Origin of the sequence: Rhodovulum euryhalinum (assembly GCF_004342445.1) — a bacterium.
In the GTDB taxonomy this organism is placed as follows: Bacteria; Pseudomonadota; Alphaproteobacteria; order Rhodobacterales; family Rhodobacteraceae; genus Rhodovulum; species Rhodovulum euryhalinum.
Genome location: NZ_SLWW01000001.1, coordinates 110,485 through 126,007, shown reverse-complemented (window position 1 = coordinate 126,007; position 15,523 = coordinate 110,485). Strand labels below are relative to the sequence as shown.

The following is a 15,523-nucleotide window of genomic DNA, read 5'->3' as shown; positions in this document are numbered from 1 at the left end:
GGGAAATGCCCTGGATGGGTGACATCGCCACCACCGCCAAACGTCTGAGCCGGCGCGTGAACTGGCTGGTGGAACGGATCTGCGTGGCGCTTCTGGTGCTTCTGGTGCTGGATGTCTGGCTGGGGGTTCTGGTCCGCTACGTGATCCCGCTGCCCCTGACCTTTACCGAGGAACTGGCGCGCTACCTGATGATCTGGATGGCGCTGCTGGCGGTTTCGAGCGGTATCGCCCATCGCGAGCATATCGGCGTGGCCTTCGTGTTCGAGCGGTTGCCTGCGGCGGCACGGCGCTGGCTTGCGGTCGGCTTCGACGTGATCGGGTTTGCCTTCTTCTTCGCGCTGTTCTGGTACGGGCTCGGCTTTGCCGAGCGCGGTTTTTCGCGGCTGACGATGATCTACGCCATGCCCAAGGGCTATGCCTTCGCGGGCGTGCCGCTGGCCGCGGCGATGGCCTGCGTCCAGTTGGCATTGATCGGACTTCACGACTTCTTTGCCCGCGATGTGCCCGAGGCGGTCAGCGCGCCCACCCCCGATGCGAGGGTCGGCTGATGGGTTTCTACCTCGTTCCGATCGCGTTCTTCGGCCTGATGGCGCTGGGCATGCCGGTCGGCATTTCCATCGGCGTCGCGGGAATGGTCGGCATCCTCGACATGGGGCCCAGGTTCATGGCGATGGCGCCCGACCGGGTCTTTGCCGGGCTCGACCTCTTCCCGTTCCTTGCGATGCCCTTCTTCATTCTGGCGGGCGAGATCATGAACCGGTCGGGCATCACCGCGGGGCTGGTCAAGCTGGCCGATGCGCTGGTCGGCTGGATGCGGGGCGGGATGGCCCATTCCAACATGGTGGCAAGCGTGATGTTCGCCGGCATCACCGGATCGGCCACCGCCGACGCCGCGGCCTTCGGCAACACGCTGGTCCCCGCGATGCAGAAGGCGGGCTATTCGCGGTCCTATGCCTGCGCGGTCACCGCGGCGGGTTCGATCATCGGGCCGACGATCCCGCCGTCCACCCTCGCCATCATCTACGGCTCGATCATGGGTGTCTCGATCGCGGGGCTGTTCGCGGCGGGCATCCTGCCGGGGTTGTTGATCTGCGCCATCTGCATGGCGGTGATCGCGCTGACCGCGAAACGCAAGGGCCTGCCCAAGGGCGAGGGGCGGCCAAGCTTTCGCGGGGTCATCGACGCGTTGCGCGAGGGATTTCTCGCGGCTGTTCTGCCGGTCTTCATCCTCGGCTCGATCCTGCTGGGCATCGCAACACCCACCGAGGCGGCGGCCATCGCGGTCGCCTATGCGCTGTTCGTGGGTGGTGTGGTCTACCGCGCGCTCAGTTGGCGCGATCTGTACGAGGTCGCGGTGCGCACCACGCGGATCACCGGCGTGATCTTCCTGATCATCGCATCCGCGACGATCCTTGGCTGGTGGATGACCTTCAACCGCGTGCCCCAGGCCATCGCCGAGGGGCTTCTGGCGATCTCGGACAACCCGCAGGTCATCATCGGGCTGATCGTCCTGCTATTGCTGGCGATCGGGCTGGTGATGGATATCAACGCGACGCTGATCATCCTGGCCCCTGTCCTGGCGCCCCTGACACTCGGCATCGGGATGGATCCGGTGCATGCGGGCATCATGATAATCCTGGCGCTGAACATCTCGCTGATGACACCACCGGTGGGCGCCTGCCTGTTCGTGCTGTCCTCGGTCACCGGTGAACGGATCGAGGCGATCACCCGCGAGCTTTGGCCCTTCATCCTGGCCGAGGTTGCGATCCTCTTGCTGATCGCGTTCTGGCCCGGCCTCACGCTTTTCGTTCCACGGCTGTTCGGACTCTGAGCGGCCCAAATCCAACCAGCAGGGAGATAAAGATGAATATTTTCAATACCATGGGCGTAACGCTCGCCGCTGTTCTGGTGGCGGGCCAGGCCCTTGCCGCCGACGTGACGATCCGGCTTGCCCACCTCAACCCCGAAGACCCGTTCCAGAGCCATTCGGGCACCATGGCCGCCGTGTTCAAGAGCCTTGTCGAGTCGAACTCTAACGGCGCGATCGAGGTGCAGCTTTTCCCCAACGGTCAGCTTGGCAAGGATGACGAGGTGATCGAGCAGGTGCGCACCGGGCTCGTGGAAAGCACGATCTCGTCGGCGGGTGGTATCGCCACGCATTACAACCTGGTGGGTGTGTTCGACATCCCCTTTGCCTTTCCGAATATCGGTGTGGCCAGCCGCGTGATCAGCAAGGACTCGAGTTTCGGGCAGAAGTTCATCGCCGATCTCGAGGGCAAGACCGGGCTCAAGGTCCTGGGCCTGATCGACTCGGGCGGTTTCTTCGCCTTCACCAATTCGAAGAAGCCGATCGAAAGCGTGGCCGACATGGAGGGGCTGCGCATCCGCACCATGACCCTGCCGACGCATGAGGCGATCGTCTCGTCGCTGGGCGGCCAGCCCACGCCGCTGCCCTGGGCCGAGGTCTACACGGCGCTGCAGACCGGCGTTGCCGACGGGCAGATGAACCCGGTGCCGATCATCGCCTTTGCCAAGTTCGACGAGGTGCAGAAATACCTTTCGATCACCAACCACGTGATCACGCCCTACATCTGGTCGATGAACGCCGACTTCTACAACGGCCTGTCCGACGAGCATCGCACGCTGGTGAACTGGGCGGCCGAGGTGGCGACCGAGTCGGGCCGTGCGATGAGCCGGGTGATCGAGGCCTCGGACCGCGGGCTGCCCGCCCTGGCCCAGAAGATGGAGGTGAACGTCCTCGGCCCCGAGGAGCAGGCGCGGTTCGCCGAGGCTGCACAACCCGCCGTCCGCGCGCTGATCGAAAAGCAGTACGGCGCCGAGGGCATCGCGATGCTGGAGGCGCTGCTGGCCTCGATCGAGGAAGAGAAGGGCGCGTTCTGATCCCCTTGTGCGGGGTCTTGTGCGGAACCACAAGGGCCGGGGGCGAGTTGCCCCCGGCCGCATGACGAGGGACGCAATGACAGTCGAAATCTCACGGCGCGGCCCGGGCGTCGCACGGCCCTTCACGCTGGTGAAGAACCCCACGGCCTTGCACAAGGCGCCGTGGACCGCCGACCAGAACGCGATCCTCGGCGACGCGGCCTTCAGCGCCGCGCGCGCGACGATCTCGTCATGGCCGGGTTATGCGCCCACGCCGCTGGTCGCGCTGCCGGGGCTGGCGCGCGCGGCGGGCGTGGCCTCGATCCATTACAAGGACGAATCCGGCCGCTTTGGCCTCGGCAGTTTCAAGGCGCTGGGCGGTGCCTATGCCGTGGCGCGGCTGTTGCAGCGCGAGGTGGAAACCGCCATGGGCCACCCGGTGCCGATGGCCGAGATCGTGACCGGCGCCCATGCCGATCTGGTCGCGGGCATTACCGTCTGCTGTGCGACGGACGGCAACCATGGCCGGTCGGTCGCCTGGGGCGCGCAGACCTTTGGCTGTGCTTGCGTGATTTTCATCCACGCCACCGTTTCCGAGGGCCGCAAGGCCGCGATCGCGGCCTACGGCGCCGAGGTCCGCCGCTGCGCGGGCAATTACGACGACAGCGTGCGCGAGGCGCAGCAGACCGCCAGCCGCGAGGGCTGGTTCGTCGTCTCCGACACCTCCTACCCGGGCTACATGGAGATCCCCAAGGACGTGATGCAGGGCTATGAACTGATGGCCGCCGAAGCGTTCGAGGCGCTGTCCGAGCCGCCCACCCACGTCTTCCTGCAGACCGGCGTGGGCGGCATGGCCGCAGCCGTCGCGGCCCAGGCCAAGCGGCGCTGGGGCGAGGGGCGCCCGGTGATCGTTCTGGCCGACCCCGATCAGTCCGCCTGTTGGGTCGACAGCTACCGGGCGGGCGCGCCCACGCCCGTTCACGGCGATCTCGACACGCTGATGGCGGGGCTGGCCTGCGGCGAGGTCTCGGCGCTGGCCTGGCAGATCCTTTCCACCCATGGCGATGCCGCGATGGCGGTGCCCGACGCGGCCGCCGTCGAGATGATGCGCCGGCTGGCCGACCCCGTCGCGGCCGATCCGCCGCTTGTCGCCGGGGAATCCGCTGTGGCGGGCCTCGCCGCGCTGTTCGCCGCGATGGACGACGCAGAGGCCCGCGCGGCACTCTGCCTGACGTCCGCCGCCCGGGTGCTCGTCTTCGGCACAGAGGGTGACACCGATCCTGCCCTTTACGCCGAACTGGTCGGTGCCGACGCCGCCACCGTCCGCGCGCGCCAACCCCACCGGAGAGCCCCTGAATGAGCCGCAGATTCATCGTCGCCGCTGCCCAGATGGGCCCCATCGCCGCCGACGAATCCCGCGCCTCGGCGGTCGCGCGCATGATTGCGCTGATGCGCGAGGCCCACGCGCGCGGTGCCCGCCTTGTCGTCTTCCCGGAACTCGCGCTCACCTCGTTCTTTCCGCGCTGGTTCATCGAGGACCGGGCCGAGCTTGCCCGCTGGTTCGAGACCGAGATGCCGTCGTCCGACACCCGCCCGCTGTTTGACGAGGCGGCGCGGCTGGGGGTCGCCTTTCATCTGGGCTATGCCGAACTGACCCCCGAGGGCCGTTTCTTCAACACCGCGATCCTGGTGGATGAAACCGGTGCCATCGTCGGCAAGTATCGCAAGGTTCATCTGCCGGGCCACCCCGAGCACGAACCCTGGCGGCCGTTCCAGCACCTGGAAAAGCGCTATTTCGAGAAGGGCGACCTTGGCTTTCCGGTCTTCGATGCGCTGGGCGGCAAGCTGGGCATGTGCATCTGCAACGACCGCCGCTGGCCCGAGACCTGGCGGATGCTGGGGCTGGGCGGGGCGGAACTGGTGGTGCTGGGCTACAACACGCCGCTGCACTATCCGCCTGCGCCCGAACATGACCACCTGCAATATTTCCACAACGAGCTGTCGGTGCAGGCGGGGGCCTACCAGAACGGGCTCTGGGCTGTCGCCGTGGCCAAGGCCGGGCGCGAGGAAGGGTGCGACCTGATCGGCGGCAGCCTGATCGTCGCGCCCACGGGCGAGATTCTTGCCCGCGCCGCGACACTGGGCGACGAGGTCATCACGGCGACCATTGATCTGGACCGCTGCGCCGAGATCCGGCGCAACATCTTCGACTTCAAGCAGCACCGCCGCCCCGAGGAATACGGCGCGCTCGTGGCCCCGGTGTCCTGAGCGCCTTGCCGCTGGACAGGTGCGGCGAAGCACGCTAAGGGCACATTCCATGACGCCGTTCGCCCATATCCCCGCGCGCCGACGCCGCCGCCGTCTCTGACCGACGGCCGCTCGCGCGTGCGCCAACGCGCCTCTCTCTCACATCGTTGACTCGACCGATGGCCTGGGGCACCCCTATGGCCTCTTCCCAAGAGGATTTTTTCAGATGATCCCGTCCGTCCTGCCCACCTACAACCGTGCCCCGCTGGAATTCGAGCGGGGCGAAGGCACATGGCTGATCGCGACGGACGGCAGCCGATACCTGGACATGGGGGCCGGCATCGGCGTTAATGCGCTGGGCCACGCGCATCCGGCGCTGGTGGCCGCGCTGGGCGCGCAGGCGGGCAAGCTCTGGCACCTGTCGAACCTCTACCGGATTCCCGAACAGCAGGCGCTGGCCGACGCGCTGGTGGAGAAGACCTTTGCCGATACGGTGTTCTTCACCAATTCGGGCACCGAAAGCTGCGAACTGGCGGTCAAGATGGCCCGGAAGTACTGGTACGACAAGGGCCAGCCCGACCGGGTGAACATCGTCACCTTTTCGGGCGCGTTCCATGGCCGGTCCTCGGCCGCGATCGCGGCGGCCGGGTCCGAGAAGATGACCAAGGGCTTCGGGCCGCTGCTGCCCGGGTTCGTTCACCTGCCCTTCGCCGCCCATGACGCGGTGCTGAGCAACGCCATCGACGACACGGTGGCGGCGATCCTGGTGGAACCCGTGCAGGGCGAGGGCGGCATCCGGCCGCTGCCCGATCCCTGCCTGAAGGGCCTGCGTGAGTTGTGCGACCAGACCGGTACGCTGTTGATCTTCGATGAGGTGCAATGCGGCATGGGACGGACGGGACGGCTTTTCGCCCATGAATGGGCGGGTGTGGCGCCCGACATCATGATGATCGCCAAGGGGATCGGCGGCGGCTTTCCGCTGGGCGCGGTGCTGGCGACCGAGGGGGCGGCCAGCGGCATGACCGCGGGCACGCATGGGTCCACCTATGGCGGCAACCCGCTGGCCTGCGCGGTGGGCAAGGCGGTGCTGGAGATTGTCGGCGCCCCAGCCTTCCTTGACGAGGTGAACCGCAAGGCGGGGCTGTTGCGCCAGAGGCTGGAAGGGCTGGTGGCTAGCCACCCGGACGTTTTCGACCTCGTGCGCGGTGTCGGGCTGATGCTGGGGCTGAAATGCCGGGTGCCGAATACCGACCTCGTGCAGGCGGGCTATGCCGAGCGGCTGTTGACCGTGCCCGCGGCGGACAACGTGGTGCGTCTGTTGCCGCCCCTGAACATCACCGAGGACGAGATTGCCGAGGCCGTGGCCCGGCTGGACGCGGCGGCCGCCGCCGTGACGCGGAAGGAGGCGGGGGCATGAGCCATTTCCTGGACATCAACGGGACCGACGCGGGCGATTTGCGGGCAATGATCGACCAGGCGCGCAGCATGAAAGAGGCCCGCGCCGGCCGCCCCCGCGGCGCGCCCGATGACGCGCAGCCGCTGGTCGGCCGGATGGTGGCGCTGATCTTCGAAAAACCCTCGACCCGGACGCGGATCAGCTTTGACGTGGGCGTGCGCCAGATGGGGGGCCAGACCATGGTGCTGTCGGGCCAGGACATGCAGCTTGGCCATGGCGAGACGATCGCCGATACCGCGCGCGTGCTGTCGCGTTACGTCGATCTGATCATGATCCGGACCTTCGAGGAGGCCACCCTGCACGAGATGGCCGAGCACGCCACGGTGCCGGTGATCAACGGGCTGACCAACCGCACCCATCCCTGCCAGATCATGGCCGACATCCTGACCTACGAGGAGCACCGCGGCCCGATCCGGGGCCGCAAGGTGGTCTGGTCGGGCGACGGCAACAACGTCTGCGCGTCCTTCATCCATGCCGCCGGGCAGTTCGGCTTCGACTTCACCTTCACCGGCCCGCCGACGCTCGATCCCGAGGCGGTGTTCGTCGCGGAGGCGCGCGCCAGGGGCGTGACCGTCGAGATCGACCGCGACCCGCTGCGCGCCGTCGCCGGGGCTGATCTGGTGGTGACGGATACCTGGGTCAGCATGCACGATCCGCAATCGGCGCGCGAGCGGCGGCACAACCAGCTGCGCCCCTACCAGGTGACCGAGCGGCTGATGGCGGCGGCGAAACCCGATGCGCTGTTCATGCATTGCCTGCCCGCCCATCGCGAGGACGAGGCGACGAGCGCGGTCATGGACGGGCCCCATTCGGTGATCTTCGACGAAGCCGAGAACCGGCTGCACGCGCAGAAGGCGATCCTGCGCTGGTGCCTGGGGGTGTAGGGCGCGCTCCCGCCCCCGGCCCGCGCGGGACTGACGCCCCGCTTGTCCGGCGTTGGGCGTGGCGCGCGGCCAAAGGGCCGCGCGTGCCTCCGGCGGGAGTATTTTGGCCAAGAAGAACGGACGGACGGCGCGGACCGGCACCGCCCGCGCCCGCCCGAGGGACCGGCCGGCGGGGCCGGGCCCGAGAGGAAGGGCTTGCACCGCAGGCGCGCAGTCGGATGGTCGGCGGTCAGGTCCGGCGCCGGGCCCGGAGGGTCGGATCGGCCGCTGTCGGATCCTCGGGCCAGGGGTGTTTCGGATAGCGCCCGCGCATGTCCTTGCGCACATCGGCATAGGAGTTGGCCCAGAAGCCCGGCAGGTCCTGGGTCACCTGCACCGGCCGACCGGCGGGTGACAGCAGGGTGATGCGCAGCGGCAGGCGCCTTGGCCCCACCGTGGGGTGGTCTGTCATTCCGAAGAGTTCCTGCAGGCGCAGCGCGATGGACGGGGCCTCGCCGGAATAGTCGATGGCGAGCCTGCGGCCCAGAGGTGTCTCGAAATGTGCCGGGGCGAGCCGGTCGAGCGTCTGTTGCTGGTCCCAGGTCAGGCGGGCGCCGAGCGCGGGCAGGAGGTCGAGGCGGCGCAGGTCCTCGGCCGTCCGGGCGCCGTCGAGATGGGGCAGGAGCCAGTCCCCGATCTGCGCCATCAGACCCGCATCCGACATGTCTGGCAGGTCCGTCCCCTCTGCGCGCAACAATTCCACCCTTGCCTGGAAGCGGCGGGCAGGCTCGGTCCAGGGCAGGCCGCGTGCCCGGATGCCGTCGAGCGCCGCGCGGGCCAGCGCCTCGGGCGGCGCGTCCGGCCAGGCGCGGTCCTCCAGCACCAGGGCGCCGAACCGTTCCTGGCGGCGCGCCACGACCCGGTTCTCGCGGCGCGACCAGTCGCAAACCTCGTGCCAGGCGATCGCGGCCCCATGCACCGCGCGCAACTCGGCCTCGGTCAGGGCGGCAGCCAGCCGCACCTTTGCCTCGCGCGCGTCGCCGTCGAGGTCGAGTGCCACGATCAGGCGTTGGCCGGCGAGCGGATCGGTTTCGTCGAGCACCGCCCCCTTGCCGCCCGACAAGATGTAGCGGGGCGCCTCGCCCTTGCGCCGCAGGCCCACCCGGTCGGGATAGGCCAGCGCGGCCATCTCGCCCGGGCCCATGACGCGGGGGCTTTCCGGGGCGCGGGCGGCCAGGCGCTGCGCCTCGGCACGGATACGGGCCAAGGTGCCGTGGTCGGGCGGAACCGGCAGATCGGCCCGCCGTCCTTCCAGCGCCCGCAGCCGCAGCGCGACGTCGCTGCCCGCACACCTTAGCGGATCGCGCTCTTCCAGCAGCGCGGCGAGGGGAGCGGCCTGCCGGCCCGCTGCCAGCAGCATGTGGCCAAGCCGCGGGTGCACGGGCAGCGCGGCCAGCGCGCGGCCGTGACCGGTGATCCGCCCCCGCCCGTCCAGCGCGCCAAGCCCGGCCAGCAAGGTGCGCGCCTCGTCGAAGGCGCCGGGGTTCGGCGGTGTCAGGAAAGCCAAAGCGCCGGGATCGTCGGTGCCCCAGGCGGCCAGGTCCAGGGCGAGCCCAGCAAGGTCGCCCGCCTCGATCTCGGGCGGCGGATAGGGGGCAAGCCCCCCCTCTTCGCCGCGGGTCCAGAGCCGGTAGCAGATCCCCGGCGCGACCCGGCCCGCGCGGCCGCGGCGCTGGTCGGCCTCGGCGCGGGTGACGCGCTCGGTCATCAGGCGCGCCATGCCAGAGTTGGGGTCGAATCGCGACCGCCGGGCGCGGCCCGCATCAACCACCACCCGGACATCCTCGATGGTCAGCGAGGTTTCCGCGATCGAGGTGGCGAGCACGATCTTGCGCCCGGTTCCCGCCGGCCGGATCGCCGCGCGCTGCTCGGCAAAGGGCAGGGCGCCGTACAGGGGGCGGATGTGACAGTCGGCCGGCAGGCGGCCCGCAAGCGCCGCGGCACAGCGGCGAATCTCGCCTTCGCCGGGCAGGAAGACCAGCACGCCGCCTTCGGTTTCGGTTACCGCCTGCACGACCAGGTTGGCGGTTGCCTCGGGGATCCGCATGCCCTTGGCCAAGGGTTTCCCGATCCAGCGGGTGTCTACCGGAAAGCTGACCCCCTGCGATGTCACCACCGGCGCATCGTCCATCATCGCCGCGACCGGGGCGGCGTCCAGCGTCGCGGACATGACCAGCAGGATCAGATCCTCGCGCAGCGCGCCCCGCACCTCCCAGACCAGCGCCAGGCCCAGATCGGCGGTCAGCGAGCGTTCGTGGAATTCGTCGAAGATCACCGCGCCGATACCGTCGAGGCCGGGATCGGACTGGATCATCCGGGTCAGGATTCCCTCGGTCACCACCTCGATCCGGGTCGCGCGGCCCACCCGGCTTTCGCCGCGGATGCGGTAGCCGACGGTCTGGCCGACCTCTTCGCCCAGCGTCTCGGCCATCCGTTCGGCGGCGGCCCGCGCGGCCAGCCGGCGGGGTTCCAGCATCACGATCCGGCCCGCGGTCAGCCCGGCATCCAGCAGCGCCAGCGGTACCCGCGTCGTCTTGCCCGCCCCCGGGGGGGCCTGCAGCACGGCGCGCCGGTCGCGGGCAAGCGCCGCGATCAGGTCGGGCAGGGCGTCGTCGATGGGCAAGGGGATCATGGCCCGGGTTATGCGCGAATTCGCGAGCACCTGCCAGAGGGGTGGGGAAGGGGGTGGCAAAGGGGTGGACAGCCCCGTCCGCACGCGGCATGACAGGCCCGCCCACAACCTGGAGCCGCCGATGGAGACCGACGAGCTTGCAGCGCGCATCCGCGCCGGCGAACGCCGGGCGCTGGCCCGCGCGATCACCCTGATCGAGAGCGGCCGCGCCGATCACCGGGCGCAGGCGCAGGCGCTGCTGGATGCGCTGGCGGCCACGCCCGGGTCGGCGCTGCGCATCGGGCTCTCGGGCACGCCGGGGGTGGGCAAGTCGACCTTTGTCGAAAGCTTTGGCACGATGCTGACCGGGCAGGGTCACAAGGTTGCCGTGCTGGCGGTGGACCCCTCATCGGCGCGCTCGGGCGGCTCGATCCTCGGCGACAAGACCCGGATGGAGCGGCTGTCCCGCGATCCGGCCGCCTTCATCCGCCCCTCGCCCAGCCAGTCGGCACTGGGCGGCGTCGCGCGGCGCACCCGCGAGGCGGTGACACTGTGCGAGGCGGCCGGGTTCGACATCGTGCTGATCGAGACGGTGGGCGTGGGCCAGTCGGAAACCATGGTCGCCGAGATGACCGACCTTTTCATCCTGCTGATGGCGCCCGGCGGCGGCGACGAGTTGCAGGGGGTCAAGCGTGGCATCATGGAGATGGCCGACCTGATCCTCGTCAACAAGGCCGATGGCGACCTGAAACCCGCCGCCGAACGCACCCGGGCAGATTACGCGGGCGCGCTGAAACTGCTGCGCCGCCGCCCGCAGGATCCCGACGGGTTTCCCAAGGCGATCTGCGTCTCGGCGCTGCAAGAGGCGGGGCTCGCCGAGGCGTGGCGCGAGATGCAGGCGCTGGCTGCCTGGCGCCGGGAGACCGGGCATTTCGACGCCCGCCGGGCGGAACAGGCGCGCTACTGGTTCGCCGAAGAGGTGCGCCGCGGCCTGCTCGCCCGTCTGGACCACGACGCCGCGATGCGCACGCGGATGGCGCGTATGGGCGACGCGGTGGCGGCGGGCGAGATTCCCGTTGCCCGTGCCGCGGCCGAGATGCTGGCGCTGCTGGGGACGGCGCCTTGAGGCCGTTTTTGGTCCTCCAGCTTCGCCCCGAGGCCGAGGCCTCCGACGATGAATTCGCCGCGATCCTGCGCAAGGGCGGGCTGGGTGCGGATCAGGTTCTGCGGATTCGCCTCGACCGCGAGGGCCTGCCGTCGGGGCTTGACCTCGATACCTTTTCGGGGGTGATCGTGGGCGGTGGCCCGGGCTGCGTGTCGGACTCCGAGGACGCGAAATCCCCCGTCGAAAAGCGGATCGAGGCCGCGGTTATGGGCCTCATGCCCGAGATCACCGCCCGCGACGTGCCCTTCATGGGCTGCTGCTACGGCATCGGTATCCTCGCCCATCACCTGGGCGCCGAGGTCAGCAAGCGCCGCTATGGCGAACCCGTCGGCGCCACGACCTGCCGCCTGACCGAGGCCGGCCGCGCCGACCCGCTGCTGGCGGGCCTGCCCGGCACGTTCCGTGCCTTCGTCGGCCACAAGGAGGCGGTGCAGGACCTGCCGCCGGGCTGTGTGCACCTGCTGGCGTCCGATCCGTGCCCGTTCCAGATGATCCGGCACGGGCGGAACGTCTACGCCACCCAGTTTCACCCGGAGGCCGACAGCGCGGGATTCGAGCTTCGCATCCGCATCTACAAGGACCGGGGCTATTTTCCACCGGAAACCGCCGCCGATCTGGTCGCGATGTGCCGGGCCGAGGATGTGCATGTGCCCGAGACGATCCTGGACCGCTTTGTGGCGCGCTATGCCCGCGACTGAGCCGCCGCGGTCCATGAATTGCTTGACGCCCCCCGGGATTGCCCGTATTGCACCGCGACGGAATTCGCGGTGCTGCGCATGCGGCGCCGATTGCTTTATTCGAGACAAGGAAACACGCCCATGTCGCGCCTCTGTGAACTGACCGGAAAAGGTCCGATGGTCGGCAACAATGTCAGCCACGCCAACAACAAGACCAGGCGCCGGTTCCTGCCGAACCTGAACGACGTCACGATGATTTCCGACGCGCTGGGCCGGTCGTTCAAGCTGCGCGTGTCGGCCGCGGCGCTGCGGACTGTCGACCACCGCGGCGGGCTTGACGCCTTCCTCGCCAAGGCGGCTGATGCCGAACTGTCGCCCAAGGCGCTGAAGATCAAGAAAGATATCGAAAAGGCCCAGGCAACCGCCTGACCGCTGCCTTTTCCGATCCCATGACGGCCCCGCGCATGCGCGCGGGGCCTTTCGCGTTTCTGCCATTTCTGGTCGGGCGTGATTTCCGTTTGCCCATTGGGCGATCCTGGCCCTAGAACAAGGACGATGCGACATGTGCGCCTTGTCCTTGCCCTGAGCCTTGCGCTCGGTCTCGCGGTCGCTTCGCTGGGCCTTGCGGCCGCGCGCGGCGAGGCCGGGCCCGCGGGCGTCGTGGTGGTCTGTACCGGGATGGGGCTTCAGACGATCGCGGTCGATGCCGAGGGTAACCCGGTCGGACCGCCCCATCCCTGTCCCGATGGGCTGGCAGCGCTGGCCGTGTTGGCGCTGGACCGGCAGGTGCTACCCGGCCCGGCAGAAAGCTGGACCGGCGTGGAGCCACCGCGCACCGCAACGTGCCGGACGGGCCGAACGGCCCTGGCGCCCCGGGCGCGCGGCCCGCCGTGGCGCGCGGCCTGACCGTTTCGCACCGACCAACCGGCTTTCACCCGAAGGAAGGACATCATGTCCCTGAAATCCAAACTTTTCGCGGGCGTTCTCGCGCTCGTTCCCGCCCTGCCGGCGCTGGCCGGCGACATCTCCATCCAGGCCCCCTATGCCCGGGCATCGACGATGATGTCGAAATCGGGGGCGGCTTTCATGACCATCGTCAATTCCGGCACCGCCGACGACCGCCTGGTCGCTGCGGCGTCGGACGTCGCCGAGAAGGTCGAGTTGCACACCCACTTGGCCGACGCGAATGGCGTGATGAAGATGGTCGAGGTCGAGGAAGGATTCCCGATCCCGGCCGGTGGCAACCGCGCGCTTGAACGTGGCGGTGACCACGTGATGTTCCTGGGCCTTACCCGGCCGCTGGCGCAGGGCGATCTGGTCACGGTCACGCTTACCTTCGAGAAGGCGGGCGAGATGGTGGTAGAGATACCCGTCGACCTGACCCGCGACGCGATGGGTGGCCAGATGAAGATGGGGAACTGACAGCCGGGCATGTCAGGGTTTCGCCCTTGCTGTTGCCGGGGCGAAACCCGACGGGCGACAGGGGGCCTTGCCCCGCGCCCTCAGCCCAGCACGCGCACAAGCTTGTCGCGCGAACTCTGTCCGCGCACGATCTCGAGCCGTGATTTCGGCACGCCCACCGCCTTGGCCAGCAGTCTCAGCACCGCCGCGTTCGCCTTGCCGTCCTCGGGCACCGAGGTGACATAGACGCGCAGAACGCCGGCCTCCAGCGTGATCCGGTCGCGCGACGCCTTGGGGGTCACGCGCAGCGCGATCTCGGTGCCGGGCGCAGAAAGATGCGTCAGGTCCATGGGCAACTTGCTGGCCCATCGCGCGGGGTCCGTCAAGCGGGCTTGAACCCGCGGCGGCAATGGCCGACATGAAGGGCAGGACCAAGGAGATGCCGATGCCCGCCCCGCGCCCCGACGTGCTCGATTTCCTGCTGACCCGCCGCTCGCGTCCGGCCAAGACTCTGCGCCCGCCCGCACCCACGCGCGAGGCGCTGATCCCGATCCTGACCGCCGCCGCCCGCAGCCCCGACCACGGCAAGCTGGAACCCTGGCGGTTCATCGTGCTGGAGGCGCCCGCGCTGCGGCGCCTTGCGGCGCTGGTTCGCCAGCGCGGCGCGGCACTGGGCCAGACCCGGGAGGCGATCGACAAGGCCGCGTCGGCCTACGAGGACAGCCCCCTTGCGGTCGCGGTGATCTCGGCCCCGAAACCATCCGACAAGATCCCCGAGATCGAACAGGTCTATTCCGCGGGGGCCGTCTGCCTTGCGCTGCTGAACGCGGCGCTTGCGTCGGGCTGGGGGGCGAACTGGCTGTCGGGCTGGCCCGCCCATGACGCCGGATTCGCGGGCGAGGGGCTGGGCCTGGCCGCCCATGAACGGGTGGCGGGCGTGATCCATATCGGGACCGAGACCGCCGCGCCGCCGGATCGCCCGCGCCCCGATCTCGACACGATCACCACATGGGTGTCCGAATGATCCTGACCGCTTTTCTCAAGACGCTTGGCCAGTTTGGCGACCGTGCCTTCCGCAAGGTTCTGCTGCTCGGTATCGGGCTGTCGGTGCTGCTGCTGGCGCTTGTCTACGCGGCCGTTTTCCTGCTGATCGGCTGGCTTTTGCCCGACAGCTTCACGCTGCCGTGGATCGGCGAGGTGCAGTGGGTCGACGATCTGGCGTCGGGCGCCTCGCTGGTGCTGATGCTGGTGCTTTCGATCTTCCTGATGGTGCCGGTCGCCTCGGCCTTCATCGGGATCTTTCTCGACGATGTCGCCGAGGCGGTCGAGGCGCGGCACTATCCGGATTTGCCCAAGGTCGCGCCGATCCCGGTCCTGGACCAGATCCGCGATGCGGTCGGGTTCTTCGGGGTGGTGGTGGCCGTGAACCTTGTGGCGCTGGTGGCCTATTTCCTGGTTGGTCCCTTCGCGCCGATCCTGTTCTGGGCGGTGAACGGGTTCCTGCTGGGCCGCGAATATTTCCAGATGGCGGCGATGCGCAGGCTTGGGCGCAAGGGTGCCGTGGCACTGCGCAAGCGCCACGGGCTGATGGTCTTTGCCGCCGGTCTGCTGATGGCGGTGCCGCTGTCGCTGCCGCTGGTGAACCTGGTGATCCCGATCCTGGGCGCGGCGGTGTTCACGCATCTGGTGAACCGGCTGGCGCCCCAGGCCCCGGCGGCCTGAGGCAAGGGTCGGCTCAGACCTGCTCCAGCTCGATCAGCGTGCCGTTGAAATCCTTGGGATGCAGGAACAGCACGGGCTTGCCATGCGCGCCGATCTTGGGTTCGCCCGTGCCCAGCACGCGGGCGCCCTGCGCCTTGAGACGGTCGCGGGCGGCCAGGATGTCCTCGACCTCGTAGCAGATGTGGTGGATCCCGCCCGAAGGGTTCTTTTCGAGGAACCCCTTGATCGGGCTTTCGTCGCCCAGCGGATACAAGAGTTCGATCTTGGTGTTCGGCAGTTCGATGAAGATCACCGTCACCCCGTGGTCGGGCTCGTCCTGGGGTGCGCCGACCCTGGCGCCCAGAGTGTCGGAATATTGCGCCGCCGCGGCCTCAAGGTCCGGGACGGCGATGGCGACATGGTTCAGGCGGCCGATCATGCGCGGGTCTCCTCGTTCGGGTT

At 69.0% G+C, this 15,523-nt stretch carries 17 protein-coding genes; 14 read left to right on the top strand and 3 right to left on the bottom strand.

The window, feature by feature from the left end:
* Positions 1-14 precede the first annotated feature (14 nt).
* From EV655_RS00595 to argF, 7 genes are all read left to right on the top strand, one after another.
* Positions 15-548, top strand: coding sequence for a TRAP transporter small permease (locus EV655_RS00595; RefSeq protein WP_165905224.1), 534 nt, complete (start codon positions 15-17; stop codon positions 546-548).
* Positions 548-1,831 carry a TRAP transporter large permease gene (locus EV655_RS00590; protein ID WP_132540209.1) on the top strand — a complete coding sequence of 428 codons (1,284 nt, stop codon included), beginning with the start codon at positions 548-550 and terminating at the stop codon, positions 1,829-1,831. The genes EV655_RS00595 and EV655_RS00590 overlap by 1 nt, the downstream gene beginning before the upstream one ends.
* Before the next feature lie 32 nt (positions 1,832-1,863).
* Positions 1,864-2,901 carry a TRAP transporter substrate-binding protein gene (locus EV655_RS00585; RefSeq protein WP_243644934.1) on the top strand — a complete coding sequence of 346 codons (1,038 nt, stop codon included), beginning with the start codon at positions 1,864-1,866 and terminating at the stop codon, positions 2,899-2,901.
* A 76-nt stretch (positions 2,902-2,977) separates the two neighbouring features.
* Entirely contained in the window at positions 2,978-4,240 is a 1,263-nt protein-coding gene (locus EV655_RS00580) for a diaminopropionate ammonia-lyase (protein ID WP_132540206.1), read from the top strand.
* Positions 4,237-5,148, top strand: coding sequence for an N-carbamoyl-D-amino-acid hydrolase (locus EV655_RS00575; protein WP_132540203.1), 912 nt, complete (start codon positions 4,237-4,239; stop codon positions 5,146-5,148). Before EV655_RS00580 ends, EV655_RS00575 begins: the two co-directional genes overlap by 4 nt.
* 205 nt (positions 5,149-5,353) lie before the next feature.
* The gene (locus EV655_RS00570) at positions 5,354-6,544 is read left to right on the top strand and encodes an aspartate aminotransferase family protein (protein ID WP_132540200.1); all 1,191 of its coding nucleotides are present in this window, start codon (positions 5,354-5,356) and stop codon (positions 6,542-6,544) included.
* Positions 6,541-7,467 (top strand): ornithine carbamoyltransferase, encoded by a 927-nt coding sequence (gene argF, locus EV655_RS00565; protein WP_132540197.1) that lies wholly within the window; start codon positions 6,541-6,543, stop codon positions 7,465-7,467. Before EV655_RS00570 ends, argF begins: the two co-directional genes overlap by 4 nt.
* Before the next feature lie 229 nt (positions 7,468-7,696).
* Here the strand turns inward: argF and hrpB are convergent, their stop codons facing one another.
* Positions 7,697-10,138: an ATP-dependent helicase HrpB gene (hrpB, locus tag EV655_RS00560; protein WP_132540194.1), complete on the bottom strand. Its 2,442-nt coding sequence runs from the start codon at positions 10,136-10,138 to the stop codon at positions 7,697-7,699.
* Between the two features lie 121 nt (positions 10,139-10,259).
* On the opposite strand from hrpB, the gene meaB reads away from it, so the two are divergent.
* From meaB to EV655_RS00535, 5 genes are all read left to right on the top strand, one after another.
* On the top strand, positions 10,260-11,243 hold the full coding sequence (gene meaB, locus EV655_RS00555; protein WP_132541106.1) for a methylmalonyl Co-A mutase-associated GTPase MeaB: 984 nt from the start codon (positions 10,260-10,262) through the stop codon (positions 11,241-11,243).
* Positions 11,240-11,980: a glutamine amidotransferase gene (locus EV655_RS00550; RefSeq protein ID WP_132540191.1), complete on the top strand. Its 741-nt coding sequence runs from the start codon at positions 11,240-11,242 to the stop codon at positions 11,978-11,980. The genes meaB and EV655_RS00550 overlap by 4 nt, the downstream gene beginning before the upstream one ends.
* Positions 11,981-12,100: 120 nt before the next feature.
* Positions 12,101-12,388 (top strand): 50S ribosomal protein L28, encoded by a 288-nt coding sequence (rpmB, locus tag EV655_RS00545; RefSeq protein WP_132540188.1) that lies wholly within the window; start codon positions 12,101-12,103, stop codon positions 12,386-12,388.
* Between the two features lie 126 nt (positions 12,389-12,514).
* Positions 12,515-12,865, top strand: a complete 351-nt coding sequence (locus EV655_RS00540) for a hypothetical protein (RefSeq protein WP_132540185.1) — start codon at positions 12,515-12,517, stop codon at positions 12,863-12,865.
* A gap of 45 nt (positions 12,866-12,910) precedes the next feature.
* A complete protein-coding gene (locus EV655_RS00535; protein WP_132540182.1) occupies positions 12,911-13,381 on the top strand; it encodes a copper chaperone PCu(A)C in 471 nt (156 codons plus the stop codon).
* Between the two features lie 80 nt (positions 13,382-13,461).
* Here EV655_RS00535 and EV655_RS00530 read toward each other — a convergent pair whose 3' ends face one another.
* On the bottom strand, positions 13,462-13,710 hold the full coding sequence (locus EV655_RS00530) for a DUF167 domain-containing protein (protein WP_132540179.1): 249 nt from the start codon (positions 13,708-13,710) through the stop codon (positions 13,462-13,464).
* Positions 13,711-13,805: 95 nt separating this feature from the next.
* Here EV655_RS00530 and EV655_RS00525 point away from each other — a divergent pair, with 95 nt between their 5' ends.
* Positions 13,806-14,384, top strand: a complete 579-nt coding sequence (locus EV655_RS00525; RefSeq protein WP_132541103.1) for a nitroreductase family protein — start codon at positions 13,806-13,808, stop codon at positions 14,382-14,384.
* Entirely contained in the window at positions 14,381-15,082 is a 702-nt protein-coding gene (locus tag EV655_RS00520; protein ID WP_132540177.1) for an EI24 domain-containing protein, read from the top strand. Before EV655_RS00525 ends, EV655_RS00520 begins: the two co-directional genes overlap by 4 nt.
* Before the next feature lie 13 nt (positions 15,083-15,095).
* Here the strand turns inward: EV655_RS00520 and mce are convergent, their stop codons facing one another.
* Positions 15,096-15,500: a methylmalonyl-CoA epimerase gene (mce, locus tag EV655_RS00515; RefSeq protein WP_132540174.1), complete on the bottom strand. Its 405-nt coding sequence runs from the start codon at positions 15,498-15,500 to the stop codon at positions 15,096-15,098.
* Positions 15,501-15,523 lie beyond the last annotated feature (23 nt).